This window comes from Bradyrhizobium sp. CCBAU 53340 (genome assembly GCF_015291645.1).
Classification (GTDB): domain Bacteria; phylum Pseudomonadota; class Alphaproteobacteria; order Rhizobiales; family Xanthobacteraceae; genus Bradyrhizobium.
This window is the reverse complement of the sequence record NZ_CP030055.1, coordinates 5,043,126-5,069,506: the sequence shown is the minus strand read 5'-3', so window position 1 is coordinate 5,069,506 and position 26,381 is coordinate 5,043,126. Positions and strand designations below refer to the sequence as shown.

The following is a 26,381-nucleotide window of genomic DNA, read 5'->3' as shown; positions in this document are numbered from 1 at the left end:
AGTTTAGTACTATAGAAAAGATAAACATCGCGCATCGGGCCGATGTGTGGGAGGAGCCCAGCCATCCGGACTCGTTTCCGGAAACGCTTTGTCTCGTTCTCCATCATCGCTCATCAACTCGGTTTCAGGGTCTTGGCGTCGTTCCGGCAAGGCGCGCGCTGAGCGGGTTAGGTGCTTCAACGATAGAGAGGAAACGGATATGCGAAGATTGAATTGGCTACGAGGTACGACGGCGTCCGCGGTCCTTGCGGCCGCTGCGCTTGGGGTGTTCGGCGGCGGCGAGGCCGCAGCCCAGAACAAGCAGCTCACGCTGTGCTGGGCGGCATGGGATCCGGCCAACGCACTAGTCGAATTGGGCAAGGACTTCACCAAGCAATCCGGCATCGAGATGAAATACGAGTTCGTCCCCTGGACAAGCTATGCCGATCGCTTCCTCAACGAGCTCAACTCCCATGGCAAGCTCTGCGACCTGATCATCGGTGACAGCCAGTGGATTGGCGGCGCCGCTGAGAACAAGTGGTACGTCAAGCTCAACGATTTCTTCGACAAGGAGAAGATATCGATGGACGACTTCGTCCCGGCGACGGTCGTCGGCTATTCGCAGTGGCCGAAGAACTCGCCGAACTATTGGGCGCTGCCGGCCATGGCCGATGCGGTGGGCTGGACCTATCGCAAAGATTGGTTCTCGCGGCCTGACATTCAATCTGCGTTCAAGGCCAAATACGGTCGCGACCTCGCGCCGCCGAAGACCTATGACGAGTTGAAGCAGATCGCGGAGTTCTTCCAGGGCCGCGAGATCGACGGCAAGAAGGTCTACGGCGCCTACATCTTCACCGAGCGCGGCTCCGAAGGCATCACCATGGGCGTGACCAACGTGCTCTACAATTACGGCTTCAGCTACGACAACCCGAAGAAGCCGTACCAGATGCAGGGCGTCGTCAATTCATCCGAGGCGGCCAAGGGCCTCGAGTTCTACAAGGAACTCTACAAGTGCTGCACGGCGCCTGGCATGACCAACGCCTACATGCAGGAAGGACTGGATGCGTTCAAGTCCGGCCAGGTGGCGATGCAGATGAACTGGTTCGCCTTCTTCCCGGGCCTCTACAAGGATCCGAATGTCGGCGGCGACAAAATCGGCTTCTTCGTCAATCCGGCCGGTCCGAACGGGCATTTCACCCAGCTCGGCGGACAGGGTATCTCGGTGGTCGCGACCTCGGACCACAAGGACGATGCGCTCGCCTACATCAAATGGTTCGCGCAGCCCGCCGTGCAGCAGAAGTGGTGGCAGATCGGCGGCTACTCAGCCCTCAAGGCTGTGGTCGATGCGCCCGACTTCCCGAAGAGCGCGGCGTTCGCGCCGCAATTCCTGGAGTCGATGGGAATCGTGAAGGACTTCTGGGCGGAGCCGTCCTACGCACAACTGCTGCTCGACATGCAGAAGCGGGTGCATGACTACGTCGTTGCCGACAAGGGCACCGCGCAGCAGGCGCTCGATCTCCTGGTCAAGGACTGGACCAAGGTCTTCAAGGAGCAGGGCAAGAAGGTCGCGTCGCAATAAGCACGGTATTCGCGTGAACCCAATTGGCTTCCCCGAGGAAGTGCCTCGGGGAAGCCGAACCAGCCAACCGATGGACAAGATGACGACGACCTTTCAACCGGATCATGCTACAATCGCCGGCGTGAGCGAGCCCGCCAAATCTCGCGCGACGCGGCGCGTCCGCGGCCTGTCGGATCGGACCATCGCCTGGCTGTTCGTTGCGCCGACGATCGCGCTATTGCTAGCCATCAACATCTTTCCGCTGGTGTGGATGATCCGGCTGTCCTTCACCAGCCTCAACCTCAGCATGTCCTATCTGCCGCTACGGGTCGTCGGACTGGACAATTTCAGAGATATCCTCACCGACGAGGACGTCTGGATCCGGCTCCAAACCACTGCGCAATTCGTAATCTGGTCGGTGGCATTGCAGGTGGTTATTGGCTATGGCCTGGCGCTTCTGATCAACCGCCAGTTCCGCGGCCACAGCTTCTGGACCACGATCATTCTGCTGCCGATGATGCTGTCGCCGGCGGTGGTCGGTAATTTCTGGACGCTGCTGTTGCAGCCGCAGATCGGTCCGTTCAACTACCTGATCAGCCTGTTCACGGGAGTGCCGCCGAGCTCGTTCAGCATGACCGGGCAGGTCTCGCTCGCACCCTGGACCATCGTTCTCGTCGATACCTGGATGTGGACGCCCTACGTCATGCTGATCTGCCTCGCCGGCCTGCGCTCCATCCCCGACTACATCTACGAGGCGGCGGAGGTCGACCGCGCCTCGGCCTGGCGCCAGTTCTGGTCGATCACGCTGCCGATGACCGTGCCGTTCCTGATGCTGGCAGTGCTGTTCCGCGCCATCGAGAATTTCAAGATGTTCGACATGGTCAATCTCCTGACCTCGGGAGGACCGGGATCGACCACCGAGCTCGTCTCGATCACGCTGAAGCGCGCCGCGTTCGAGAAATGGCGTACCGGCTATTCCAGCGCGCTCGCCATCATCCTGTTCGTAACCGTGTTCGGTGCCGCCAACATCTACGTCAAAGCGCTCAACAAGGTGAAGCAACGATGACCGCTGTCCTCACCAAGTCTACCGCTCATTCCATCGTCGAGGCCTCGCCGCGCGCAAAGGCCGTGGCCGGCAGCCTCGTCATCCTCTACGCCGTGATCACGATCCTGCCGCTGCTCTGGATCGTCGCCACTGCATTCAAGTCGCAGAGCGATGCGATCGCCTATCCGCCGAAGGTGATCTTCGAGCCGACGCTGGAAGGCTACGTCAACCTGTTTACCGTGCGCACCCGCCAGACGCCGGACTTCATCGCCAAGCTGCCACCGCCGGAGACCTGGTACGACAAGCTCGTGCGCCAGCACGACATGGTGATTGCCGGACCGTCGAAGGTCGTGCCGCGCTTCGTCAACTCGCTGATTATCGGGTTCGGCTCGACCTTCCTGGCCGTCTTTCTCGGCACGCTCGCGGCCTACGCTTTCTCGCGCTTCCGCATTCCTCTGGCGGACGACCTCCTGTTCTTTATCCTGTCGACGCGAATGATGCCGCCGGTTGCCGTGGCGATCCCGATCTATCTGATGTACCGGCAGCTCAACCTGACCGACACCAGGCTCGGAATGATTCTGCTCTATACCGCTGTGAATGTCTCGCTCGCGGTCTGGCTGCTCAAGGGGTTCATCGACGAAATCCCGCGCGAATATGAGGAGGCTGCTCTTGTCGACGGCTACACGCGGCTGCAGGCCCTGCGCAAGGTCGTGTTGCCGCAGGCCGTCACGGGAATTGCGGCCACCGCAATCTTTTGCCTGATCTTCTCGTGGAACGAATACGCCTTCGCGGTTCTCCTGACGAGCGGCGAGGCGCAGACCATGCCGCCCTTCATTCCCTTCATCATCGGCGAGGGCGGGCAGGATTGGCCGGCGGTGGCCGCCGCGACCACCCTGTTCGTCGTGCCGATCGTGCTGTTCACGGTGTTGTTGCGCCAGCACCTGTTGCGCGGCATCACCTTCGGAGCTGTGCGCAAATGAGCGGTTCAGCGGCTGCCAGAAGTGGAATGTCTCGCTGGTTCCGTCGCGGGCCGTGGGAGGCCGGCGCGATGACCCTGATCGGGGGCGGCATCATCATGCTGGTGCAGCCATGGTCGATCGATCTGTACAGCTATTCCTTTGTGACGATCCTCGTCGGCACGGTCGGCTACGTCATCGTTAGCCATTTTCCGGAATAGGGCGCTAGCCATGGCACAAATCCGCGTCGAAAACCTGCGCAAATCCTTCGATCAGTTTACGGCCGTCGAAGGCTCGAACTTCACCATCGACGACGGCACCTTCTTTGCGCTGCTCGGGCCCTCTGGCTGCGGCAAGACCACGACCTTGCGCATGATTGCTGGCCTGGAGCTGCCGACCGAGGGAAAGGTCCTGCTCGACAGTGAGGACGTGACCTTCCAGCGCGCATCCGCGCGCGATATCGCCTTCGTATTCCAGCTTTTCGCTCTGTATCCGCACATGAATGTCTTCGACAATATCGGCTTTCCCTTGAAGTGCCAGGGCATGGCCCGACGAGATATTCGCGAGCGGGTGCAGGAGACGGCCAAATTGCTGCGAATAGAGCATCTGCTGTCGAGCAAGACGTCGAAGTTGTCGGGCGGCGACCGGCAGCGCGTTGCGTTGGGGCGCGCCATGGTACGCCGGCCAAAGGCGTTTCTGATGGACGAGCCGCTGGGCGCGCTCGATGCCGAGTTTCGTCATCTGATGTGCAGCGAGCTCCGCGACCTGCATGATCGCATCGGTGCGACCACCGTCTACGTGACGCATGACCAGCTCGAGGCAATGTCGATGGCGGATCAGATCGCGGTCATGAACAAGGGACGCGTCGAGCAGATCGGCCCGCCGCAAGAGATTTATGATCGGCCCGCGAGCATGTTCGTGGCCGATTTCATCGGCTCGCCACCGATGAATTTCCTGCGCTTCGAGGCAGGCCTGCGATCCGGTGATCGGATGATCGACTTCCATGACGCCAGCATCGCGGTCCCGGAGATCCGGGAGGATCGCGCCAGCGCCGGTATGGCACTCGGCGTTCGTCCGGAGCATATCCGCTTCGCCGACGCGGCACCCGTCCGCGGCGAGGTTTTTGGCGCCGAGTATCTTGGGACCACGCAGATCATCACCGTCGACACCGCGCATGGGCGCATTGCGGCGCGCTTGCCCTCCAGCGCGCCGGTGCGGATCGGCGAGCGGGTCGGCCTTGAATTCAGTTCCGAGCGACTGGTGCTGTTCGACGTCGCCAGCGGCCTTGCGATACGAACCGCCAACGAGGGGAGCGCAAATCATGGCTGACGTCGCCCTGCGCAACATCAGAAAGCGCTTCGGCGCGGTGGAGGCGGTGCGCGAGCTCTCGCTCTCGGTGAATGACGGAGAGTTCATGGTGCTGCTCGGGCCGAGCGGCGCCGGCAAGACCACGACCTTGCGGCTGATCACCGGGCTCGAGACTCCCGATTCCGGCTCGGTCATGATCGACGGACGCGACGTCACGCAGGATCCGCCGGGAGCGCGCGATATTGCCTTCGTTTTCCAGCAATATTCGCTCTATCCGCATCTCACCGTCTACGACAATCTGGCGTTCCCGCTGCGCTCGCCCGCGCGACGGGTACCGGAGCCGGTCATCAAGAAGCGCGTGGAGCAGACCGCGGAGCTCTTGCATATCGCGAGCAAGCTGAACAATCGTGCTACCCGGCTTTCGGGCGGCGAGATGCAGCGGGTGGCGATCGGCCGCGCGCTGGTCCGCGATCCCTCGATCTATCTGATGGACGAGCCGCTGTCGTCGCTGGACGCCAAGCTCCGCGCCGAGCTTCGCCTGGAGCTCAAGCGGATTCAGCTCGAGCTGGGTGCGACCATCCTCTATGTGACCCACGATCAGGTCGAGGCCATGACGATGGCGTCCCGGATCGGCGTGATCAAGGACGGCGAGCTGCTCCAGCTCGGTACACCCCGGGAGATCTACGAGAGTCCGTCCTCGAGCTATGTCGCTTCGCGCCTCGGTACACCCCAGATCAATTTCCTCTCCGCGCGGCTGTTGTCGGAAGTGCCGGTGCCGCCGGGAACGGAGACGGTCGGCATCCGCACCGAGCACCTTCGCCTCGCGGCGCGCAATGGCGGGCCGATGGTCGGCCGGGTGCGCCGGGTCGAGCACCTCGGCGAGCAGAATCACGTTCACCTGGACTATAAGGGAGAGATGCTGGTCACGCTTGCGGATCCGCATCAACCGCTGCATGCCGGTCAGGAGGTCGAGCTGGATCTGGTGCATCCGCTCTGCTTCGACCGCGACGGTCAGCGCCTCCCGGCAATGGTTCTTTAGAGGATCAAACGCGATGTCGCTGCAACCCGAGACGTTCAAATCGCTGGTCAAGGTGGCCGCCGAGCAGGTCATTGCCAGCGCGCCGGAGCTCACGAGCCTGGATCAGGCGATCGGCGACGGCGACCACGGATTCAACATGAAGCGCGGATTCGAAGCCGTGCTCGGCAAGCTCGATGCGATCTCCGAACAGCCGTTCGATGAGGCGCTGAAGACGATCGGCAAGACGCTGGTGATGACGGTCGGCGGTGCTTCCGGCCCGCTGTACGGCAGCTTCTTCCTAGCCGCAGGCGAGGCGCTGTCGCACGACAGGCATCTGCCTGAGGACATCGCCGATGTCTTTGGCAGCGGCGTCAACGCCGTCAGCGCCCGCGGCCGCTCGCACGCCGGTGAAAAGACCATGCTCGACGTGCTCGTTCCAGTGCTGGAGACGCTAAAGACTGCGGCCGGCCAGCCGGACCTGATCGCGCGAGTCCGCAACACGGCCGCGGAGGCGGTCGAGCGGACTGCGCCCATGCAGGCCACCAAGGGGCGGGCCTCGTTTCTCGGGCCGCGGAGCGTCGGACATGTCGACCCCGGCGCGCGCTCGAGCTGTGTGCTCGTGCAGGCGGTATGCGCGAGCCTGGAGGGGAAGCAATGACTGATACCGTTGGAATCGTGATCGTCTCGCATTCGAAGGACATTGCCAAAGGCACTGCCGACATGGTGCGGCAGATGGTCGGCAGCGAGGTCAAGGTGGCCTTCTGCGGCGGCAATCCCGATGGCGGGCTCGGCACCAGCGTGTCGCTGATCATCGACGCCATCAACGACGCCTGGTCGGCGAAGGGCGTGGCGATCCTTGTCGATCTCGGCGGCGCTGAAACGAACAGCGAGATGGCGGTCGAAATGCTGGAGCCGGCACGGCGCGATCTCGTTGTCGTATGCAACGCACCGATCGTCGAGGGCGCCGTGATGGCGGCGACCGAGGCGGCGGGCGGCAGTTCGCTGGCTCAGGTGAAGGCCGTGGCCGAGGAACTCTCTGCTGACTGATCAGTCGGCGAAACGATGATGGAATAAGACGATGCTGGATAAAGCGGACGGCCAGATTATCACCGGGAATGTGCGGCTGGTGCACGCGGTGGGCATGCATGCGCGCCCGGCGGTCAAGCTGACCAAGCTGGCCAAGAAGTTCCAGGCCCAGATTTCGGTCCGGGTCGCGGGCGCCGCCGAGTGGATCAATGCCAAGAGCGTGGCCAAGATCATGGCCATGCGCGCGGCTCACGGCAGCACGATCGAGATCAAGGCGTCCGGCCATGACGCAGAGGCCGCGGTCGCGGCGCTGGTTAACCTGATCGCAACCGACTTTCCGGACGAGGCCTCCTAGCATGCAGGGCAGCGCGACAGGACTAGCCTACCGCGGCAGGACCGCCTCGATCGGCTTCGCCCGTGGTCCGCTCGTTCGTGTCGACGCGAGCACCACGTGCGAGCGGGTTGCAGGCACGCTGGTCGAGGAGGCGCTGGCCCTGCGCAAAGCGATCGATCTCGCCAGCGGCCAGATCGCGGAACTGGCAGCGATCGCGGGCGGAGAGGCTGCGCAGATTCTCGAATTCCAGGTCGCGCTCCTGGAGGACCAGGATTTGATCGAGGCGATCTTCTCCTCGATCGGCGAGGGAAATGGCGCGGACGTCGCGTGGTGCTCGGCGCTCGACGCGCAGATTGGCGATTACAATTCGGCGGAGGACGAATATCTGAAGGCGCGTTCTTCTGACCTTGCCGACCTGCGCGACCGCGTGATCGCGAATTTGCGGGGCGGCGAGGGACGGGGCCCGGAGATTCCGGGCGGCTCTGTCGTTTGCGCCGACGATCTGCCGCCCTCGCGCTTTCTTGAGATCGACTGGTCGGCCGGCGGTGGACTTGCGCTGCTGCGCGGCAGCCCGACGAGCCATGTCGCGATGCTGGCGCGCGCGCGGGGCATCCCCATGGTCGTGCAGCTCGGTGCCATTCCGCAAGTCGGCGCGACGGCGCTGCTCGACGGCGAAGGCGCGACCCTCGAGCTCGATCCCAGTGCCGAGCAGCTTCGGTTGTTCGAGCAGCGGCGCGAAATCCATCGCAAGAGCCGGGCCTCCGCGCGGGCGATCCTGCGGCGGCCGACCGCATCGTGGCGCGGGGAGCGGATCAAGCTGCTCATCAACATTCAGCGTGTCGAGGATCTCGATCATGCCGACGCACAATATGCTGACGGCATCGGGTTGATGCGAACCGAGTTTCTGCTCGCTGAGCGCGGCGGCCTGCCCGACGAGGAGACGCAGTATCGCGCCTACGATGCCGTTCTGCGCTGGGCCGACCGGCGTCCGGTCACCATTCGTACCTTTGATGCCGGCGGCGACAAGCCGGTACCCGGATTTACAATCGACGGCGAAGCCAATCCCTTCCTCGGCGTGCGTGGCCTGCGGCTTTGCCTCGCCCGCCCCGAGATCTTCACCGTGCAGCTCCGCGCACTGGCTCGTGCGGCCGTGCGCGGAAATCTAAGGGTCATGTTTCCGATGGTCACGGCTCCGGACGAGCTCGAGGCGGGACGGAAGCTGTTCGCCGACATCGTGCAGAGCTTGCAGGCCGAGCGCATTGCCGCGATGCTCCCGGAGCTGGGAATCATGGTCGAGGTCCCGGCGGCGGCCCTGGCGATCGCGACCTTCAAGGCCGCCTTCTTCTCGATCGGCTCGAACGATCTCGCGCAATATGTCCTTGCCTGCGACCGTTCCAATGGAGCTCTCGCCCCCTTGATGGATTCCTTGCATCCGGCCGTCCTCGAACTGATCGCGCGAACCGCGGAGCACGGACGTCGCACTGGCACCAGCGTCAGCCTGTGCGGCGACATGGCGGGCGAGGAGCGCTGCTTGCCCGCACTCCTGAACTGCGGCCTGCGCCAATTGTCGGTGAATGCCTCGTCGCTCGCGCAGATCAAGCATACCATCGACCGCTTGAGCAGCGGAGGCGGGCTTGGCTGATATGGCGATCGATGAGCCGGCCGAGGCAGGCGCGGTTGCGGTCTACAAGCGCATCTTCAAGGAGGTGCTCGAGAGTCGCCCGTCAGGCATGCGGCTGCGCCTAGCCCATGCCATGGGGAAGAACCGCAGCTTCGTCAGCCAGATCAGCAATCCGGCCTATCCGGTGCCGATCCCCGTGCAGCACCTCAACACGATCTTCGATGTCTGTCATTTCCCGCCACAAGCCAAGGCCGCGTTCCTTCGTGCCTATGCACGGGCGCATCCGCGCCGGATTGGCCGTCTAACAGAAGGGGCGCATGAGCGGACCTTGACGCTGCACCTGCCGGATCTCGGCAGCGCGAAGCGCAATGCGGAGCTCGATGCGCTGCTGCAGGAATTCGCGCGGCGCCTGAGTGCGATCATGGGGAAAAATGAGCGCCAAGCCTGAAGCATGATCCGGAAAAGTGCGACGCGGTTTTCCGAAAAGATCATGCGCAAACAGCGGGAGCGGGGAGGAGAACATGAAAAAATTCATCAATTCGGTCGACGGCGTGCTTGCCGAGAGCCTCGACGGGCTGGCAGCCGCGCACGCGGATCTCGTGACGCTCGGGCCCGAGCGGAAATTCGTGCGGCGCCGCGAGCTCAATTCGCGGAAGGTCGCGCTCATATCAGGCGGCGGCAGCGGGCACGAGCCGCTGCATGCAGGCTTCGTCGGTTATGGCATGCTCGATGCGGCCTGTCCGGGCCAGGTCTTCACCTCGCCGACGCCGGATCAGATCGTCGAGGCGGCGCAAGCGGTCGCCGGCGATGCCGGCGTGCTCTTCATCGTGAAGAACTACGCGGGCGATCGCATGAATTTCGAAATGGCGGCCGAGATTGCCGAGGGGCGCACGGCCACCATCGTTACGGACGACGACGTCGCGGTCGAGAATTCGACTCACAGCATCGGTCGTCGCGGCGTGGCCGGCACTCTGATCGTCGAGAAGATCGTCGGTGCGGCCGCCGAGAAGGGCGCCGACCTGCAGGCATGCGTTGCGCTCGGCGAGCGCGTCAACGCGCGGACGCGCTCGATGGGCGTGGCGCTGACAAGCTGTACGGTGCCTGCCGCGGGCACGCCGACCTTCGCGCTCGCTGAAGACGAAATGGAGGTCGGCGTCGGCATCCATGGCGAACCGGGCCGCCGCCGCGTCAAGCTGGAGCGCGCCGATGCCATCGCTTTCGAGATGACCACGGCCATCGCCGAGGATCTCGACGCGGGCGAAGGCAACGAGGCCCTGCTGCTCGTCAACGGATTTGGCGCCACGCCTGCCATCGAGCTCTATCTGATGTACAACGCGGCACGCCGGATGCTTGAAGAGCGCGGCCTGCACATCGCTCGCTCGCTGGTCGGCAGCTATGTCACCTCGCTGGACATGGCCGGGTGCTCGCTCACCGTGAGCCTGCTCGACACCGAGACCCGGGCGCTGTGGGACCATCCCGTGCGTACCGCCGCGTTGAAATGGTGACGGCGCAGGTCGGCCGCCGCTGATTTTTAGGTTGCGCTCTGGCCAACGGTCGCCGGGCTCACACGGACCTCTTCCGCTTCACCCTCCCTGAAACTCGCCGTGTCCTTCGGGCACGGCATCTTTTTTGGGGCTGAGAGGACCTCTGGCGCGCGCCGTTGTTGCACTGGAGTCCCCTCGGCTGGGGTCGGTTCACGGGCAAGATCCGGCGCGATCAGCCCTTGCCGCAAAACAGCCGCCTGCACGGAACGGCGCAGTTCGGTCCGCCCGTGGACGAGAAGTGGCACTACGCCATCGTCGACGTGCTCGACGCGATCGCCGCCGAGACCAATCGCACCGCGCCGCAGGACGCCATCGCCTGGCTGCTGTCGCGCCCCACAATCTCCTTGGTGATCATCGGCGCCCGCAACGAGGCGCAGTTGCGTGACAATCTCGGCGCGGTCGGCTGGTCCCTAATCGCGGAGCAGCTCGATCGCCTCCACGCCGAGAGTGCAGTCATGCCGCCCGTCCTATCCTTATCTCATCCAGGATGGTTTCGTGCGGCTGAATCCGCCGCCGGTTCCTGCGCGGGCTGCGCCAAGCGAAGCCCGAAGGAGGGCGAAGCATGGTGGGCCCGGCAGGACTCGAACCTGCAACCAGACCGCTATCAGCGGCGGAAGATTGATCAGCTTCGTTGACTTAATTGCGGTTTCACCTATGTCCGCTTGCGTTCGTTGCGTTTTGGCGAGGTGACCAGTGTTCCCGTGATCAAGGAATGCAGTGCTCACCGTCAATCCGATGTGTTGGAACCGATGTCGCTCTCTATCGGCGCCAAATAATCGGCGTGCAAAGTGATTGGAAGTTTTGACCCGTCCAGGACTAGACGGATGCTTTTCGGGTAGTATCCAGCGCCGATCACCGTACCGGTTCTTCCAGCCAGACGGCGGCCTGCTGCAGGCGTGACTCGGATGCGCGAACCAGCCGGAAACTGGAGGTTGGTTGGGGTTGGTCCCGGCATGCCTCTCTCGCCGTGAATGAAGTCTCGGCACCGCGACTGCCGGGCGAAATGCACTTCGACACGTTTTCTCTCGCCGAAGGTCATGAGTTGATGCTTCGGGCGGGTGCCCGCGCCGATGGCGCCGGCTCACGGTTTGACGTAGGTCCACCCCATCTCCTGCAATTCCATCACGCGCACGACGCCGGATTTCACAATCTCCGCCTGACGAACGATCGGTATGTCTTTGTTCTCGGCCTGCTTCATTTTCTCTTGGGTGTTACCGCAGGCCTTGAATGAAACCTCAGGCATGCTTAGGGCCATTTCTTCGATGCGCGCCTTTACGGGAGATGTGTCTTCCCGCAGCATGTGAAGGCCCGGCCCAAATGTGACAACCTCGATTTTCACCTTCTCACCGATGTCTTTGTAGTATTGGGTCACATTTGCTGCGTTGTTGAGCGCGAGGTTCATCGCCGGGGCGTCATTTGAGTTTACCTGCAGGATTAGATGATGCTCTCTCGCCTTCAGTATCCCCGACTGCTCCACATGGGCAGCCGGTGATACTTTTCGCATCAGCGTCGCCGGCCGCGCTCCATGCCGTCCTAGATGCGTCACCCTTTGCTGGACGGGCTGCGCGTCTCCCGGGGTCCAGTATCTTCCACCCTGCTCAGCGCTCGCAAACGATGCGGACACCAAAACAGCAATGGCTGCCGTCGCAAACGCTTCGGCAGTATGTTGAAACTTGATCATATCCGCCTCCGTCAAACGATTCACAAGCACGCATCAATGACCGGGCGCCGCGATCGCTCGCGACCATTTGCAAGCAGCCGCCATCTTTGTGCGCACCGCCTCGAGCCCGGCAAGGGAAAATGTTCCGACATAGGTTGTTCCGCCCCGTGGTGAGAGCTGGACAATTAGGTCCCCGCTGTTCGGAAGCGACTGCAGTAAGCGAACAACGTCACCCGTGAACGCAATGCCGGGTCCGGACGTCGGGGTGCCCGCCGCTACTTGCACGGCCGGGCTATCGTTGACGCGATAGGAAATTGCATCGCCGCGCCCTTCGTGGGCGATGCCGGGTCCCGTCAGCATCAATTCGGTCTGACCGCCGCGACATCGGATGGACAATTGCATTGCGGCGTCGGCGATCCCGCTGCGCGACGATGTCGTAGCAGTTGCGATTGGAGAGTAGTCTATCGGCGAGGTCGTCAGGCTGACGATCCACTCGTCTTCGGGCGACTGGCGAGGGTGGGGTGCAATGGTTCGCGTTAATTTGTCGAGACACCCGAGGCGCTCCGTGTGTGGCCTCTGAAGGCAGGAGTCCAACTCCGTCGTCGAATCCAGAGCTGACGCCATGCCGGTCGTGGCTCCGAAAGAAATGAGAAGCAGGACTACGGTGCGGTTCATTGTGATGCTTGTGTTGGGCGTTGCTGACGATCCAGCCAAGCCTGCGCTGCAGGAACGCGCGTGAGGCCCGGAACTGTCGCAGCGAGGTTGATGGATTTCCACTTCGGGTCGAAACCCGGTCCCTGCAGTTTGTCGATCCGGGAGAACAGGTGGTCGATAAAGCGTGAAAGGCGCTCGGCGCGATTCGATTTGGCTGGCCAATTGAAGGCAACCAGAGCGGTCGGCACGGCGATCGTTGAGATCTGCTCGCCCGGCTTGATCAGACTGGGATAGTCGGCTTCGCTGAGGGCGGCCGGAAGATAATAGTCCTCTAATCTGGCGTCATAGGGAAGGGGTAGGAACTTGAATCCAGATTCCCACTTTCCTCGCACGAAGGCCCCCACAGGCTTCGATGTGATGAAGACGACGGCTGCCATATCGCCCTTGCGCATCTGTTCGAGCGCGACCTGATGCGGAATAAACATCTTCTCCACATCGAGATTGAGTCGACTGAAGATCATCGGCCCTGAATAGGCCGCAGCGGTGCCTTGCGTATTGAAGTTCACCTTCTTGCCGGTAAGATCGCTCAAGCTCTGGATCTCCGGTCGAACGAAAATATGCAGCTCGGACGGAAACAGATTGAGGACGTACGCAATTCGTCTCTGGATGTCCGGCACTTGGGCTTTGTACTCTTCAAGAGCGTCGGAATTGATGATGGCCGCGTCGATACCGCGCAGATAGAGCAGCGAGTTCAAGTTTTCCGTGGCCCCGCGAGTGACAACCGGGAGAACGTGCAAGTTATCTCCGTCGTCGACCACTCGCGCGATCTCCGCTGCCAGGCGGATCGGCGCACCCTCGAGCAGACCTCCAGCCAGCCCGATTGTCCAGGAGTTCATCAAGACCGTCTCAGGTCTTGGCGGCAGTACCTCGGGCCGCGTCAGTCGAACCTTGAGAGGGTGAACATTCTGTGGCCGGGCATCCGTCCAGGAATGCGGGATCAGGAGGAATGCTGCAAACGCCGCGAGGAAGAGCAGCCGGTTCAATCCGATGACCTCTTTCATCAATCATCGTCCTCTATATGTGCGCCGAGCGGGTCGGCGCTGTCGGAAAACGCGTGGTGTTCTGTAAAATGGCCGTTGGGCATCGCGCTATCGACCTAAAGCGTCGAGTCGCGGCTTGGCCTCCTTGATTCCTCTGACTTCGGCCTGCGCATAGAGATCTCGAGCGCGGCTCGCGTCGCCATGAGTTCCGTACGTTCCAAAGCTAGGAAGGGTGAGCGGATCGTAGGTTTCCGCGAGCACAAAGATGGCCTGCGCGCTCCCCATTCGGATGACGTGCTCGAGTATGGTCCGTGCCGATCCGATGTCTCCCTGTTCAAGCAGCAAGCTCGCGCGCGCGACCAGCCTCGCGACCTGCGCTGCTTCGTCGGAATTGACCCGGACCTCTTTTGCGTCTCGGAGTCCTGTAGTCTGATCGTGGACCTGCTCATCTGGCCCGCGGCTTTCCAGAACAGGCGCGCTTTTGAGCTGTTGCGTCAGTGCTCCGATCGGCTGCTCACGCAAAATCGTTCCGGCCGCCGCGAACTGAGGCGCGATAGAAGGAAATCTCGCCACGAATGCGCCATTGTCCGGATGCGCCGATGCGATCTCCGTTTCCAGCTTCTGGACCCGCTCGCGCTCACGCTGCAACATGCTGCGCAGTTCGGCCGAGTCTCGCTCCTTGGCCTGCTTGATCGCCAGGGCCCCCTCGCTCGCTTTGGATGCTCGTTCGGTCTGCGCCTGAAGATCGTTGTTTGCCTTTGCCAGATCCCGGGCCAACTGCTCGGCCCGATCGCGCTCCTGTTGCTGTGATTGGCACGAGGAGGCCATGTTGCTGTCCTGCTCCCGTTTGAGCTGTGCCGCTTCTTCGCTGGCTTTGGCTTGAGCTTCGTATGCGTAGATCTTGGTCCGCGCACTCGAGAGATCCTGCGCCAGCGCTTCGGCTCTGTCATGCTCTTTCTGGATTGATCGGCTCTGCTCCGCAGCGGCGGCTTTTACCGCCTGCGTGAGCTTGGTGACCTCCCCGCTCGCTTTCGCCGCCAGCGCGGTCTGCGTATCGATATCTCGTCGTGCGGTCGCAAGCGCCTGCTCCAGCTGGCCAGTCCGATCCCGCTCCTGTTGCAGCGATTTCTGCAACTTCGTCGCGCCGCTCTCTTCTGCCGCATTCAGCGGGGACGCGCCCTCGCTGGCTTTCGCCAACAGGGCCGTTTGCGCCTCGTATGCATAAATAGCGCTTCGCGTGAGGGAGAGATCCTGTGCAAGCGTGTCGGCCCTTTCACGCTCCTTCTGCATCGATTGCCTCAAGTCCGCGGCGTTGGCCTCCGCCCCCCGGCTTCGCTGCGAAACTTCCTCGTTTGCCTTTGCGAGAAGCGCAGCCTGGAACTCGAGGTCATGCCGCGCGTTTGCGAGAGTCTGCTCCAGCCGTGCTGACCGATCGCGCTCCTGCTGCAGCGTCTTCTGTAACTCTGCGGCGCCACTCTCGCCCGCCTGTTTCAGCCGGGACGCTTCCTCACCTGCCGTCGTCGCCAGCGCAGTCTGGGTTTCGACATCGCGCCGCGCTGCTGCAAGATCCTGCTCCAGCCGTGCTGACCGATCGCGTTCCTGCTGCAGCGTCTTCTGCAACTCCGCGGCGCCGCTCTCGCCAGCCTGTTTCAGCCGGGACGTTTCCTCACCTGCCGTCCTCGCCAGCGAAGTCTGGGTTTCGACATCGTGCCGCGCTGCTGCGAGATTTTGCTCCAACCGTGCTGACCGATCGCGTTCCTGCTGCAGCGTCTTCTGCAGCTCAGCCGCGCCGCTCTCGGCCGCCTGTTTCAGCCGGGACGTTTCCTCGCCTGCTGTCGTCGCCAGCGCGATCTGGGTTTCGACGTCGCGCCGCGCGGCTGCGAGATCCCGCTCCAGCCGTGCTGACCGATCGCGTTCCTGCTGCAACGATATCTGCAGCTCAGCCGCGCCGCTCTCGCCCGCTTGATTCAGCCGGAAAGCTTCCTTCAGTCGGGAAGCTTCCTCGACGGCCTTCATCGCCAGCGCCTTTTGGCTCTCCACCTCGCGCCGCGCCGCGTCAAGACCCTGCACCAGCCACTCGGCCCGATCGTGCTCCTGCTCGAGATGTTGCAGCAACTCGATGTCGCGCCTTGCAAGAACAAGTTCGCAGGACAGTGACTCTGCCCAGTCGCCGTGCCGTTCCGGAAGTTGTTGCAGAGCTCCTGTGTCGCCAGTCGTAGCTTGAGCAATCTGCATCGACTTGTCGTTGCCGCCTGGGCGCGGCGGCAAGGTCTTGAACTCGTCAGAGATGGGATGGCGGGTAGTCGTCGCCTGTTGCGGATCTGCTGGGTGCCGTGGCTGAGCCGGAGACGCCTCCGTTTCCAACGCCCATGCCATAGCGAGCATCACCCCTGTCATGTACAGGGGGGCACATTGTCCCCGCATGAGGGACATCTTCATCACTTCACTTCCTCGTTGAGCATGACCGTGCGACTCATCTGCGATCACGTCGCGTGGCGATACGGCGTCTTTCGGATGCTTCATTATGCCCTCCATCTTTACGCGAGTCATATAGCTCGCATGGAGGACCCTCCCCACCACTTTTGGGTTAGGCCACGGATGTGTCTGATCATCGACGTCGTTAACTGCTCAAAGTTTCTTTCCGTGTATTTCGCGACTCCAGGTTGGTGGTCCATTTGGCCGAAACAAACGGATCGACAATTCTCCCGTGCAACACAATCACCGCGCTAGAAATTTCGCCTTTTCTGCTTTAAAAAACGGCAGCAGCTTATAAAAAATCTCATCCAGATGCCGGTCGATTTCCCAGTTGAGTGCGTCACTAAAGCCCGGGCGCATGGGCATGGATTGTTTCCCGGTCTGCTGAGACTTTCGTCGGCGTTCCGTCGAAGTCTAACTAGCCGCTCAGGGCTTGGCCGTCCCATTCAATGGTCTGCGCGCGACTAATCGACAAGCTGGGCTCCGAGTAGCGCCTTCCGGGATCGCCATTGCATTGCCCTCAACCTTTGCCGAGAAACGGCGCTTTAGAACGACTGCCATGGACGGGTACTCCCTGTGCGAATCAGCCTGTACCAACCGCTATTTGAAATTGTATGTCGAGCATCCAAGGATGTTTCGCATTTAATCGGCCGTATGCTGATCCTGAGCAAGCGCGTAAGCCCGAACCGTCGAGCCGTTGAAGGCCACATCCGGATTTCGGCTTGGTGTCCGATCCTTTGGAGTACTCTCCTTTTGTCCACGCACATCCGGAATTCTGCACTCACGTGTCAGGAGCAGGTTGTAACGATTGACCGGGTGTTCCACCACTCGGAAGCTAGCGTCGCTACATGATGCAACTGCGTACGAACACACCCTGCTGCAGTCCCGCAAGCTCAGCGTGGAAACTGGCAGGTTGATCTGGCCGGAGCCGGAAGCCTGCAGGCGACTGGATCGTTGAAGGTTCGCGGCCTCGGCGCGGTCTACGAAGAATACTTGCTGACGGGCGCGATTATTGACTTGCCGTCGGAGGGAGCATGTTCTTGAAGTCGAGTCTCAGAAACCCCGGCTGGGGCTACCAATCGAGGCGCTCTGGTGATTATTAGCGCTCTTCTTCGGTTCGTCGCGTGGCTGCTCGCGGCCGCTGTCACTTTCGTAACGCTCGGACCTCAGGACGTTCGGCCTCACCCTGTTTTCGGACAGCACGCCGATCACGCGCTCGCCTTCCTTCTGGTCGGGATCGTCTTCGGGCTTGCCTATCCGCAGCGCCGCTGGACTGCTTCAGTGGTCGCCGTTGCGTTGATCGGCCTGCTCGAGATCATGCAACTATGGGTGCCGGGACGACACGCGAGGTTTGGAGATTTTATGGTCGACGCGCTGTCGGCCTGCGTCGGCTTCGCGTTGTCCGCAGCTGCCGACCGGATGATGGCGCAATTTGGCGGAGTCCCGACCCATTGACGCGCGAACGTTTTTAATGGACAGGCTGATCGGCCTCGCGCAAGGCGTCTTGCGTGCCACATGCCGGGGGAAATCGGCAGCTTCTCTCAAACGCGGCCAGCGGCGCACGTCAGCCGCGGCCACGGTCAGGCGGCTTTACCGGCGTCTACCGTTGGCACGGCGTCGCTGATGCGCTAGCCGGCGAGGGGGCACAGTCGAACCGTATGCAGATTGTCAGCGGAGCTGACCGCGAGGCAAACGCGCAACGCTGATCGAGCTCAGTGCATTGGTGCGCGGGAGCCCCGGCGCCGCTTGGGTCGGTGCCGTGGATCGCCAAGTTTGAGCTCGGCAACCAGCCGCCAGAGTTGAACCTCGTGGCCGTCCGCCAACAGCCCAGCCCGCTCGGTCGCGGACGCGTCATCTGGGCAGTGAAGGTTGACCACGCCCCCCAATTGGCCGTGTTCGTCCAGAACGAATGCACGATAGTGTGGCATCGAAAATCCCCACGCGAGAGCATCTTACCTGTAGCCTCGCTCTGCGGCTTGGAGATTTTGGGTCAATACGAGCTACCTCTGATGAGCGGTATGCTTGCCGCCGTAGCTCCAAACACGCTCATTCGGTCGGAGCCTTCGGCGCCCGTTCGAACACCTTTAGGGCGCACACTCAGCCGTGACGGCGGAAATGCCCGGACGGCTCCTGAACTTTCGGAAGCTCGCTACCATTGTAGCCGTCGGGGTTTTTCAGCTGCCAACGCCAATGGTCCGTACACATTTGCTGCAACGACCGGGTCGACTTCCAACCCAATGCCTGGAGCGCAAACGTCGGGTCTGCAAAGCAGACGGCGACGTCACCGGCCGGGCGCTCCCTGATTTCATAGGTGTCATTCGGCCTGCAATATTGACCCCCTAAGCCGGGGGATCGGCGTCCAAAACTGACCCCCTACAGATTGGTCTGTTGCGCTGCCTGCTTTGGAACGAAGCAGGTGGTGGGGGATGCTGATCGTGGAGACGATTGCCCGGATCCGGCGCGAGCACTTCATCAAGGGCAAGACGATCAAGGAGATCGCCCGTGACCTGAAGGTGTCGCGGAACACGGTTCGGAAGGTGCTGAGGTCGGGAGAGACCTCCTTCGAGTACGAGCGGCAGGTGCAGCCGCGACCAAAGCTGGGACGATGGGCAGTAGAGCTTGACGGATTGCTGGCGGCGAACGCGGCTAAATCGGCTCGTGAACAGCTGACGTTGATCCGGATCTTCGAAGAGCTGCGCGGCCGCGGCTATGACGGCGGTTACGATGCGGTGCGGCGTTACGCCAGGCGGTGGAGCAAAGAACGCGGGCAATCGACCGCGGCCGCTTATGTCCCGCTGAGCTTTGCCCCCGGCGAAGCCTACCAGTTCGACTGGAGCCACGAGGTGGTCTTGCTGAGCGGCACCACGGTGATGGTGAAGGCCGCCCATGTCCGGCTCTGTCACAGCCGCATGCTGTTCGTGCGGGCCTATCCGCGGGAGACGCAGGAGATGGTGTTCGACGCCCACGACCGGGCGTTCGCCCTGTTCAAAGGCACCTGCACCCGCGGCATCTACGACAACATGAAGACCGCCGTAGAGACGATCTTCGTCGGTAAAGGGCGTCTCTACAATCGCCGCTTCCTGCAGATGTGCAGCCACTACCTGGTCGATCCGGTGGCCTGTACGCCCGCCTCCGGCTGGGAGAAGGGGCAGGTCGAGAATCAGGTCGGACTGGTCAGGGAACGATTCTTCACGCCGCGGCTGCGGTTCAAAAACCTCGACGAGTTAAACGCCTGGCCGCTCGACAAATGCATCGCCTACGCCAAGGCTCATCGCCATCCGGAGCTGGTCGATCAGACGATCTGGGAAGTGTTCGAAGCCGAACGCCCCAAACTCGTTCCCTATGCCGGCCGCTTCGACGGCTTCCATGCGGTGACGGCATCGGTCTCGAAGACCTGCCTGGTGCGCTTCGACAACAACAAGTACTCGGTCGCAGCCAGCGCAGTCGGACGACCGGTCGAGGTTCAAGCCTATGCCGATCGCATTGTGATCCGTCAGGATGGACGCATCGTTGCCGAGCACCCGCGATCCTTTGGCCGCGGCGATACCGTCTACGACCCCTGGCATTATGTGCCGGTGCTCGCCCGCAAACCCGGCGCCTTGCGCAACGGCGCTCCCTTCAAAGACTGGGTGCTGCCGGCCGCGATCGAGCGGATCCGGCGCAAGCTTGCCAGCACCGACGACGGCAATCGGCAGATGGTCGACATCCTCAACGCGGTGCTGACTGACGGTCTGCCCGCGGTGGAAGCGGCCTGTGCCGAAGCGCTCAGTCACAGCGTCCATTCCGCCGATGTCGTTCTCAACATCCTGGCCCGGCAACGCGAACCCGCCCCACCGGCCAACATCATGACGCCGGCCGCACTGACGCTCCGTCATGCGCCGATCGCCGATTGTGCCCGCTATGACAACCTCCGGAGGACCATCTGATGGAACGAACTCAAATCTTCGACCTCATGGGCGAACTCAAGCTCTACGGCATGAAGGCTGCCTTCGACGAGATCATGGCAACTGCCGTCAAGCGACAGCACGAACCTCAGCGCATTGTCGGCGATCTGCTCAACGCCGAGATCAACGAGAAGCAGGCCCGCTCGATCAAATACCAGCTCACCATTGCCAAGCTGCCGCTTGCAAAGGACATCGCCGACTTCCAGTTCGATGGCACGCCGATCAATCAGACTCTCGTCAATGATCTCGCTGGCGGCGGCTTCATCGCCCAACAACGTAACGTCGTGCTGGTTGGCGGCACCGGCACAGGCAAAACCCACCTGGCCATTGCCATCGCCAGAAGCTGCATCCGATCCGGCGCCCGCGGCCGCTTCTTCAACGTCGTCGACCTCGTCAATCGCCTCGAGACTGAGACCCGCAACGGACGGCAAGGTCGGCTCGCCGAGCATCTGACCCGGATGGACTTCATCGTGCTGGATGAACTCGGCTATTTGCCCTTCGCCCAGTCCGGTGGCCAGCTTCTCTTCCACCTCGTCAGCCGGCTCTATGAGCGCGCGTCCGTCATCGTAACCACCAATCTCGCCTTCGGCGAATGGCCGAGCGTGTTCGGCGATGCGAAGATGACCACCGCGCTGCTCGATCGGCTGACCCATCACTGCGACATTGTCGAGACCGGCAACGATAGCTGGCGGTTCAAGAGCCGAGACGACGATCACGCCACCCGCGCTCGTCTCGCCTCCGCAATCCCGGCCAGCTCCGACGAGACGAGCGCTACCAGCAAAACCCGCCGCACGAAGGGGTCAAAATTGGACGCCGATGAGGGGTCAAATTTGCAGGCCGATTAGGGGACTGAGCGCCCGCTCGCTGTCTGGAATGTGCGAACGACGTCCAGAACGCTGCTGCCGTTGTCCGTGCCAAGATTGATCGTGAGCACGCCGGGCCGTCCGAGGTGGCGCAAGGCACTCAAATGCCCCGATGCGAGATCGACTACATGAATGAAGTCTCGGATTCCGGTGCCATCGGGCGTTTCATAGTTGTCGGTTCCCCAAATCTGCAGTATCTGCCGCCGTCCAATCGCCACCTGCGCCACAAACGGTAGCTAGTTGTTGGGGACGCCCACCGGGTGTTCTCCGACGAGCCCGCTTTCGTGCGCCCGCGACCGGATTGCAGTAGCGCAGATTGCGATCCGCCAATCGTCTTATCACCTCTGCCCGACGCGTACCGAATCGCCCGCGGTCGCATCGGTCCGGCTTGTCCCTGATGGAATATCTGAACTGCCTACCTTTCGGGGAGGGACGGCAGGACTATCCTGGTATTGGAGGCTGACCTCCACGGTGTCCCCCGGTTGTAGCTCGGTATCTTCGCTTGCGATGATCCGTTCCTGCCCCTTGTCGCCCTTCCGGACGATGGCAATCTCCGCGTGGTTTCCGGCGCCTCGCACGAGTTGTGATCGAACCATCGCAGTGTATTGAAGCTTCTCGCCGACGCTCTGCAGCTTTTCGCGAATTTGATTGAGCTTCACGCTGGTATCTTGCAACTCGCGCAGTAGATCGAGCCTCCGCTGGTCATCTAGCTTTGCCAGCTTCCTGACGAAATCGTCCTGCTGCTTCTTGACTTGCAGCAGTTGCGCAGAGGTTTGCAGCTTCCGGGTTGATGACAGCAGCACTGCGCGACGCGCATCCGTAACGCGAGGGCTGATCAAGGAACCCTTGCCGAAGAGCTCGGTCACCTTCTGCAGTTCTTCAAGATCTCCCTGAAGTCCCTCTTCATCCTTCTTCTGCTGCTCTGACAGCACGCGGACCTCGTCGTCTCCCTGTCGAATGCCGCGCTGAAGGTACGTCTTTTCCTGCTGATAATCACTCTGCTTGGTCTTCAGATACTCCGTTTCTGCGTTAACGATTTCCGAAATCGCCGATCGAGCTAAAGGCGCATCCATCAGAGCGCCTGGAGTGATCTGGGCTCCCTCTCCAAGTTCGGTCTTGATGCGCCACATACGCGCTTGTTCTTTGGCCAGCTCTGTCCAAAGCGAGCCATACTCGCTTCTCAGGTCTGCTGACTCTAGATAGGGGTTGTTCATTCGCATATGCATGATGTCGTAGCCGCCCGCCACCGCGACGACCTGGCGTGCGCTGATAGACGGACGATAAGGGTACTCACCGGGCTTCGATACGTCCCCATTTACGTATATGGGCTTGTATTCGGCGATGATCGTCGTGACCTCGTCTGCGTCGATCACGACCACCGTCTCGCGTCCATCGGACGTCCTCTGTCGAAATACCTTGCGCGCAAGTGCAGCCGCGATTTTGGCTCGGATCTGGGGCAAGGGCTGGCCGGCCACTGGAAGCGTTCCGACCAGTGGCAACGAAACATTCCCGTCCATTTGCACGGGAGCACGATGCCGCAGCTCCGGCACGCCCGCCACCCCAACCTCCAGCACATCTCCGACGTTTACCAGATATTCCGCCTTTGCTTGAGTGGCGGAAATTGTCAGGCCAATAGCCACCAGGGCCCATTTGATGCAGCGTCCCAAGTCGCTGCCAGAGACGTCGACATGGAGGCCATTGCGCAGTCTGGAGTTCGGCATGGCGTCGTTCCCTGTACGAACGTGGTCACCGAGGTGAAAGTCTTTCAAATTTGTTCGCGGAAGGCAGCTCGTGAACAATTGGCCGAGTAGCCGTCCCGACAGGCGATCCGCAAAACTACGTTCCGTTCTCTCATTGACGCCGAACCACTCAGTGCCTTCTTCCGCTCAGTCCGATTGATCGGTTCTCTATCATACTGATCGAACCCATTGGGACGGGCGCTTCCATTGCTGCCCGAATCTAGTCCCGCGCGGTCGCGGCTCAATCGACCATCGTAGTTACCCACTTATTGCCCGTCTTGCCGGCCTCTGCCAAGCTTCCGGCACATCCGGTCGATGGCGGCGCCGCGATCGCAGGCCGTTGGAAAGGCAGATTGGTCGCTCTATTACTATTGCGGCAGGTGCCGAGTTCCTGCTCGTAGTCGGTGCGGACTATGGGCGCGCAGATGATGATCGTTCAAGAACAGTACGCCATCGCGGACGAACGCTTCACCGTCGATGATTACGCCGGCGCCAGGATCCACCGAGCGCAGGCACCGCTGGTGAACACGCTCGAACCGAGCTGCAAGCTATTCTGGTACGGAAGCACGATACTCACGGCGCCACATCTCGATCATCATGAGCTGAAATAAGCGGCGACTTCCGCGCTCTGTCGACCGAAGTCTTGACAGGAGGCGCGCCAAAAATCGTCTTTCAAAAAGTGGCGAACCGGTCGCGATGAGATCGTCCACGAGTGGCCTCCAAGGCCCCTGGAACCATTCATGCAGAGGGATCGAGAAACCCTGCTTTCGGTGACTATCAAAGTCGGGAGGCAGCCAGCGCTGTGCAAGAGCACGCAAAATTATCTTTCTTCGAGCATCTTGGACTTTGAATCTTCCGGGCAATCGCCCAAAAGCAAACTCGACGATTCGATGATCCAGGAGCGGCGCGCGCACCTCCAGGGATGTGAGCATGCTAGCCCGATCGACTTTGACGAGAATGTCATCCGGTAAGTAGCTGCGAAACTCGGCGGCACAAATCGCATCTATGCCACCGCAGACTGTTTCCAATCCAGCGCGGCGAAGTTCCGGGGCAGCCGACATCGGCCGGCCGGTCAGTCGCGACCGCGCAATCGGATCAAGTAGCCGCGTCAGCGCTGTGTGTGGCTCATTGCGGCTGAGTAGCCCCATGATCGCGTTGCGTCCTTGGATTCCCAACGGTATCGATTTTGCGGCGAGTGCCTCCAATCCGAGCCGATGCAGACCAAACTTCCGTAGTTGCGCGATCTTCAGAAGCCAAGGATGATGAATGTAGCCACCGAAGAGTTCATCGCCGCCGTCGCCTCCTAGGGCGACAGCGCATTCCTTTCGAATTGCGCGACTCACCAGATAGGTGGGAAGCACCGAGTTGTCAGCGATAGGCTCGTCATATTGACGGATGAGTGAAGGCAGGAACTCGCCCGAGCCCGGCTCAGCGACGAGTTCAGTATGGTTTGAACCGAGATAATCAGCGACCCGACGCGCGTGGCGTGACTCGTCGAAGCTCGGATAGCCTGGAAAGGCGACGTTGAAGGTGCGAACAGCCCGCCCCGAACTCCTGACGGCCGCGGCAGCCACGAGGCTCGAATCAAGACCACCGCTCAGCATGATGCCAATCGGCACATCAGCGATGAGCTGGCAGCGCACGCTCTGCGTCATCAGGAACTCGAGATCGCTTGTGAGCTCTTGCAGATCGCTCCGCGCGGTGTCGGCAGCACGTATCGGTAGGTCCCAATATCTGCTGATCTGCAGTCGATCCAGATCGGGTTCGTAAGTTAGCCAATGCCCCGGTGGTAGCTTTGCGAATCCGTCGAAGATGCAAAGTGACCCGGAAACGTAACCATACGCCAAGTAATCGTCGAGCGCCTCGCGATTGATGCTCCGTGGGATGTTCGGATCAACGAGAATAGCTTTCAGTTCGGATGCGAAAGCGAACCGGCCATTCTTGTGCAAATAGAATAAAGGCTTTTCGCCGGCCCGATCGCGAGTAACGAACAGGCGTCGTTTGGAGTCGTCCCAGATCGCGAGCGCGAACATTCCGACCAAGCGATCGAGGCACGCGGGGCCCCACGTTCGATACGCGGCGATCACGACCTCGGTATCGCTTGCGCTGCGAAAACTATTGCCGCGCGCCTGAAGTTCGGCTCGAACTTCCTGAAAGTTGTAAATCTCACCGTTAAAGACAATTGTTATCTGGCCATCATCCGAACTCATTGGTTGATGACCGAGAGGGCTGAGATCGATTATGGCTAAGCGCCGATGACCTAAGCCTACCCGCCGATCAGGACTGAACCAGGTACCAGCGTCGTCCGGGCCTCGGTGTGCGAGTGCACCGCACATGCTTTGCACCAATTGAAAGCTAACCGGCTTCTCGGCCTCGACTATACCGGCAATTCCGCACATGCTTGCCCGATCATTTTTCTATGCGAAGAGAAGGATATTCAAATTATTGCAGGATCAGAGGAGAGGCGCTTCTCATGGGGTTCGGTGATGACGACTGACCCACACTCGTCGCCACCTCATTCCAGCCGGTGTTCGGCGCGGTCCTGGTTTATTTGCTTGCGAGTGGACGCAATTAGACACTAGCTTCATCCTAGCTCGGGGTGTGTCGCGTGAATTTCGATGCCGTTGTAACCGACGATCACTTCAACGTCGTTGAGGCCTGCCTCATTACACCAGCGTCGCACCGCGCCGAGTGTTTGAGGTTGGTCGAACTGAGGTGACAGCATATCGAACGTGTCGAGGTATGCCCAATCCTTTAGCACAGCGTCATCGATTGCGCCTTCTTCACCGAGCTCGCGACTGTAGTCCGCGACGAGTAGCCGCCAATTGAGGGTCGGGCCGATGCAGGGAATCGTGCGAACAACGCGGGCGGTGGGCCACATGAGATCGACGTAGCGACGCACGAGCCGGTACAGCCGCTCTGGCGGTACCCTTCGCGTCAGCGGCCTTACCCAATACTTCGTCCCAAGCACGTAGTTCGTAAATTTCTTGTGATATACATCCGCGACGAGACGGCCACCTGGCCTCAGATGGCGAGGGAGCGACAAGAAAGCTTGCCTCGGATCGGGCGTATGTTGCAGGACGCCGAAGCAGAAGAGACGGTCGCCGTACCCGTACGGGAACGGCATCTCCGCGATGTTGCCCTGGACGATCAGCACGTTTTCGCTGTGGCCGTTGGTTGCGAAGTTTGCATCCACGGCCACACTCATATCGAGTGAAAGGACCATCGCTCCGGTTGAGGCGGCTATCTCCGTGAACCTCCCCGATCCGCTGCCCGGCTCGATCAGAATCTGACCCTGTAGATTGTAGGGCCAGCGCGTCTCTTCGAAGAACCTCTGCTTGGACAAAGCACGTCCGCTTGTCGTGTCGTATTGCGTACGTGCATGCTCCGTCCATTCAAGTCCGAAGCTAGCAGTGTAATTCTCCTCTGGTACGAAGCGCGGAACCGAACGGACGATTGGATAAATGGACCCGCATCCTTGGCAATCCAGGGCACCTTCGTTGATCACACCCTCGGAATTGCCATCGGCGATTCTGAGCCCAGATCGACAGGACGGACAGCAAAGGTGTACAATGTGTTCCTTGCGCATCGCTGTCTGACCTCATGTTAAACCACGA

The 26,381-nt window shown here is 61.2% G+C and carries 22 protein-coding genes and 4 pseudogenes; 16 read left to right on the top strand and 10 right to left on the bottom strand.

Annotated features, from left to right (window positions below):
• The first annotated feature begins 199 nt into the window (after positions 1 to 199).
• The 13 genes and pseudogenes from XH89_RS24240 to XH89_RS24180 form a co-directional block, all read left to right on the top strand.
• Positions 200 to 1,558: an ABC transporter substrate-binding protein gene (locus XH89_RS24240; protein WP_194462913.1), complete on the top strand. Its 1,359-nt coding sequence runs from the start codon at positions 200 to 202 to the stop codon at positions 1,556 to 1,558.
• Between the two features lie 70 nt (positions 1,559 to 1,628).
• Complete coding sequence (locus tag XH89_RS24235; RefSeq protein ID WP_210345225.1) at positions 1,629 to 2,603, top strand: carbohydrate ABC transporter permease; 975 nt, start codon at positions 1,629 to 1,631, stop codon at positions 2,601 to 2,603.
• Positions 2,600 to 3,562 carry a carbohydrate ABC transporter permease gene (locus XH89_RS24230; protein WP_194462912.1) on the top strand — a complete coding sequence of 321 codons (963 nt, stop codon included), beginning with the start codon at positions 2,600 to 2,602 and terminating at the stop codon, positions 3,560 to 3,562. Before XH89_RS24235 ends, XH89_RS24230 begins: the two co-directional genes overlap by 4 nt.
• Entirely contained in the window at positions 3,559 to 3,759 is a 201-nt protein-coding gene (locus tag XH89_RS24225) for a hypothetical protein (RefSeq protein WP_194462911.1), read from the top strand. The genes XH89_RS24230 and XH89_RS24225 overlap by 4 nt, the downstream gene beginning before the upstream one ends.
• A gap of 10 nt (positions 3,760 to 3,769) precedes the next feature.
• Positions 3,770 to 4,867, top strand: a complete 1,098-nt coding sequence (locus XH89_RS24220; protein WP_194462910.1) for an ABC transporter ATP-binding protein — start codon at positions 3,770 to 3,772, stop codon at positions 4,865 to 4,867.
• The gene (locus tag XH89_RS24215; RefSeq protein WP_194462909.1) at positions 4,860 to 5,885 is read left to right on the top strand and encodes an ABC transporter ATP-binding protein; all 1,026 of its coding nucleotides are present in this window, start codon (positions 4,860 to 4,862) and stop codon (positions 5,883 to 5,885) included. Before XH89_RS24220 ends, XH89_RS24215 begins: the two co-directional genes overlap by 8 nt.
• A 13-nt stretch (positions 5,886 to 5,898) precedes the next feature.
• Positions 5,899 to 6,522 carry a dihydroxyacetone kinase subunit DhaL gene (gene dhaL, locus XH89_RS24210; RefSeq protein WP_194462908.1) on the top strand — a complete coding sequence of 208 codons (624 nt, stop codon included), beginning with the start codon at positions 5,899 to 5,901 and terminating at the stop codon, positions 6,520 to 6,522.
• Positions 6,519 to 6,911 (top strand): dihydroxyacetone kinase phosphoryl donor subunit DhaM, encoded by a 393-nt coding sequence (dhaM, locus tag XH89_RS24205; protein WP_011086355.1) that lies wholly within the window; start codon positions 6,519 to 6,521, stop codon positions 6,909 to 6,911. Before dhaL ends, dhaM begins: the two co-directional genes overlap by 4 nt.
• 31 nt (positions 6,912 to 6,942) lie before the next feature.
• Positions 6,943 to 7,245: an HPr family phosphocarrier protein gene (locus tag XH89_RS24200; RefSeq protein ID WP_194462907.1), complete on the top strand. Its 303-nt coding sequence runs from the start codon at positions 6,943 to 6,945 to the stop codon at positions 7,243 to 7,245.
• A gap of 1 nt (position 7,246) precedes the next feature.
• On the top strand, positions 7,247 to 8,866 hold the full coding sequence (ptsP, locus tag XH89_RS24195) for a phosphoenolpyruvate--protein phosphotransferase (RefSeq protein ID WP_194462906.1): 1,620 nt from the start codon (positions 7,247 to 7,249) through the stop codon (positions 8,864 to 8,866).
• A gap of 1 nt (position 8,867) precedes the next feature.
• Positions 8,868 to 9,293, top strand: a complete 426-nt coding sequence (locus XH89_RS24190) for a hypothetical protein (protein WP_194468599.1) — start codon at positions 8,868 to 8,870, stop codon at positions 9,291 to 9,293.
• A 73-nt stretch (positions 9,294 to 9,366) separates the two neighbouring features.
• Positions 9,367 to 10,350, top strand: a complete 984-nt coding sequence (gene dhaK, locus XH89_RS24185; RefSeq protein WP_194462905.1) for a dihydroxyacetone kinase subunit DhaK — start codon at positions 9,367 to 9,369, stop codon at positions 10,348 to 10,350.
• A 158-nt stretch (positions 10,351 to 10,508) separates the two neighbouring features.
• Positions 10,509 to 10,908, top strand: a pseudogene (locus XH89_RS24180) (aldo/keto reductase); the annotation flags it as partial.
• A gap of 208 nt (positions 10,909 to 11,116) precedes the next feature.
• Here the strand turns inward: XH89_RS24180 and XH89_RS24175 are convergent.
• The 5 genes from XH89_RS24175 to XH89_RS41910 all read right to left on the bottom strand — a co-directional run bounded on the left by XH89_RS24175 (position 11,117) and on the right by XH89_RS41910 (position 16,584).
• A complete protein-coding gene (locus XH89_RS24175; protein ID WP_246767598.1) occupies positions 11,117 to 11,428 on the bottom strand; it encodes a hypothetical protein in 312 nt (103 codons plus the stop codon).
• Between the two features lie 42 nt (positions 11,429 to 11,470).
• Positions 11,471 to 12,070 carry a DsrE family protein gene (locus XH89_RS24170; RefSeq protein ID WP_194462904.1) on the bottom strand — a complete coding sequence of 200 codons (600 nt, stop codon included), beginning with the start codon at positions 12,068 to 12,070 and terminating at the stop codon, positions 11,471 to 11,473.
• A gap of 650 nt (positions 12,071 to 12,720) precedes the next feature.
• Positions 12,721 to 13,764, bottom strand: a complete 1,044-nt coding sequence (locus XH89_RS24165; RefSeq protein WP_194462903.1) for a TAXI family TRAP transporter solute-binding subunit — start codon at positions 13,762 to 13,764, stop codon at positions 12,721 to 12,723.
• An 87-nt stretch (positions 13,765 to 13,851) separates the two neighbouring features.
• Positions 13,852 to 16,266: a hypothetical protein gene (locus XH89_RS24160; protein ID WP_246767597.1), complete on the bottom strand. Its 2,415-nt coding sequence runs from the start codon at positions 16,264 to 16,266 to the stop codon at positions 13,852 to 13,854.
• Positions 16,267 to 16,461: 195 nt separating this feature from the next.
• Positions 16,462 to 16,584: a hypothetical protein gene (locus tag XH89_RS41910; RefSeq protein WP_256439981.1), complete on the bottom strand. Its 123-nt coding sequence runs from the start codon at positions 16,582 to 16,584 to the stop codon at positions 16,462 to 16,464.
• Between the two features lie 726 nt (positions 16,585 to 17,310).
• Here XH89_RS41910 and XH89_RS24150 point away from each other — a divergent pair.
• The 3 genes and pseudogenes from XH89_RS24150 to istB all read left to right on the top strand — a co-directional run bounded on the left by XH89_RS24150 (position 17,311) and on the right by istB (position 21,007).
• A complete protein-coding gene (locus tag XH89_RS24150) occupies positions 17,311 to 17,673 on the top strand; it encodes a VanZ family protein (RefSeq protein WP_371825171.1) in 363 nt (120 codons plus the stop codon).
• A 971-nt stretch (positions 17,674 to 18,644) separates the two neighbouring features.
• A pseudogene (gene istA, locus XH89_RS24145) lies at positions 18,645 to 20,135 on the top strand (IS21 family transposase); the annotation flags it as partial.
• Between the two features lie 8 nt (positions 20,136 to 20,143).
• On the top strand, positions 20,144 to 21,007 hold the full coding sequence (gene istB / locus XH89_RS24140) for an IS21-like element helper ATPase IstB (protein WP_194462901.1): 864 nt from the start codon (positions 20,144 to 20,146) through the stop codon (positions 21,005 to 21,007).
• Between the two features lie 2 nt (positions 21,008 to 21,009).
• On the opposite strand, the pseudogene XH89_RS24135 reads toward istB, so the two are convergent.
• The 5 genes and pseudogenes from XH89_RS24135 to XH89_RS42135 all read right to left on the bottom strand — a co-directional run.
• Positions 21,010 to 21,340, bottom strand: a pseudogene (locus XH89_RS24135) (NAD-dependent epimerase/dehydratase family protein); the annotation flags it as partial.
• Positions 21,341 to 21,363: 23 nt separating this feature from the next.
• Positions 21,364 to 22,746, bottom strand: a complete 1,383-nt coding sequence (locus XH89_RS24130) for a polysaccharide biosynthesis/export family protein (protein ID WP_194462900.1) — start codon at positions 22,744 to 22,746, stop codon at positions 21,364 to 21,366.
• Positions 22,747 to 23,312: 566 nt separating this feature from the next.
• Positions 23,313 to 25,100 carry an asparagine synthase (glutamine-hydrolyzing) gene (gene asnB, locus XH89_RS24125; RefSeq protein WP_246767906.1) on the bottom strand — a complete coding sequence of 596 codons (1,788 nt, stop codon included), beginning with the start codon at positions 25,098 to 25,100 and terminating at the stop codon, positions 23,313 to 23,315.
• A 248-nt stretch (positions 25,101 to 25,348) separates the two neighbouring features.
• A complete protein-coding gene (locus tag XH89_RS24120; RefSeq protein WP_194462898.1) occupies positions 25,349 to 26,110 on the bottom strand; it encodes a class I SAM-dependent methyltransferase in 762 nt (253 codons plus the stop codon).
• Positions 26,111 to 26,257: 147 nt separating this feature from the next.
• Positions 26,258 to 26,353, bottom strand: a pseudogene (locus XH89_RS42135) (hypothetical protein); the annotation flags it as partial.
• Positions 26,354 to 26,381 lie beyond the last annotated feature (28 nt).

Coding starts and splice junctions, on each gene's coding strand:
- XH89_RS24130 (WP_194462900.1), bottom strand. CDS start 22,746: ATGCCGAACTCCAGACTGCGCAATGGCCTCCATGTCGACGTCTCTGGC.
- XH89_RS24235 (WP_210345225.1), top strand. CDS start 1,629: ATGGACAAGATGACGACGACCTTTCAACCGGATCATGCTACAATCGCC.
- XH89_RS24225 (WP_194462911.1), top strand. CDS start 3,559: ATGAGCGGTTCAGCGGCTGCCAGAAGTGGAATGTCTCGCTGGTTCCGT.
- ptsP (WP_194462906.1), top strand. CDS start 7,247: ATGCAGGGCAGCGCGACAGGACTAGCCTACCGCGGCAGGACCGCCTCG.
- XH89_RS24160 (WP_246767597.1), bottom strand. CDS start 16,266: ATGAAGCATCCGAAAGACGCCGTATCGCCACGCGACGTGATCGCAGAT.
- XH89_RS24165 (WP_194462903.1), bottom strand. CDS start 13,764: ATGAAAGAGGTCATCGGATTGAACCGGCTGCTCTTCCTCGCGGCGTTT.
- XH89_RS24240 (WP_194462913.1), top strand. CDS start 200: ATGCGAAGATTGAATTGGCTACGAGGTACGACGGCGTCCGCGGTCCTT.
- istB (WP_194462901.1), top strand. CDS start 20,144: ATGGAACGAACTCAAATCTTCGACCTCATGGGCGAACTCAAGCTCTAC.
- XH89_RS24230 (WP_194462912.1), top strand. CDS start 2,600: ATGACCGCTGTCCTCACCAAGTCTACCGCTCATTCCATCGTCGAGGCC.
- XH89_RS24190 (WP_194468599.1), top strand. CDS start 8,868: ATGGCGATCGATGAGCCGGCCGAGGCAGGCGCGGTTGCGGTCTACAAG.
- XH89_RS41910 (WP_256439981.1), bottom strand. CDS start 16,584: ATGCCCATGCGCCCGGGCTTTAGTGACGCACTCAACTGGGAAATCGAC.
- dhaK (WP_194462905.1), top strand. CDS start 9,367: ATGAAAAAATTCATCAATTCGGTCGACGGCGTGCTTGCCGAGAGCCTC.
- dhaL (WP_194462908.1), top strand. CDS start 5,899: ATGTCGCTGCAACCCGAGACGTTCAAATCGCTGGTCAAGGTGGCCGCC.
- XH89_RS24170 (WP_194462904.1), bottom strand. CDS start 12,070: ATGATCAAGTTTCAACATACTGCCGAAGCGTTTGCGACGGCAGCCATT.
- XH89_RS24200 (WP_194462907.1), top strand. CDS start 6,943: ATGCTGGATAAAGCGGACGGCCAGATTATCACCGGGAATGTGCGGCTG.
- XH89_RS24215 (WP_194462909.1), top strand. CDS start 4,860: ATGGCTGACGTCGCCCTGCGCAACATCAGAAAGCGCTTCGGCGCGGTG.
- dhaM (WP_011086355.1), top strand. CDS start 6,519: ATGACTGATACCGTTGGAATCGTGATCGTCTCGCATTCGAAGGACATT.
- XH89_RS24220 (WP_194462910.1), top strand. CDS start 3,770: ATGGCACAAATCCGCGTCGAAAACCTGCGCAAATCCTTCGATCAGTTT.
- XH89_RS24175 (WP_246767598.1), bottom strand. CDS start 11,428: ATGACCTTCGGCGAGAGAAAACGTGTCGAAGTGCATTTCGCCCGGCAG.
- asnB (WP_246767906.1), bottom strand. CDS start 25,100: ATGTGCGGTGCACTCGCACACCGAGGCCCGGACGACGCTGGTACCTGG.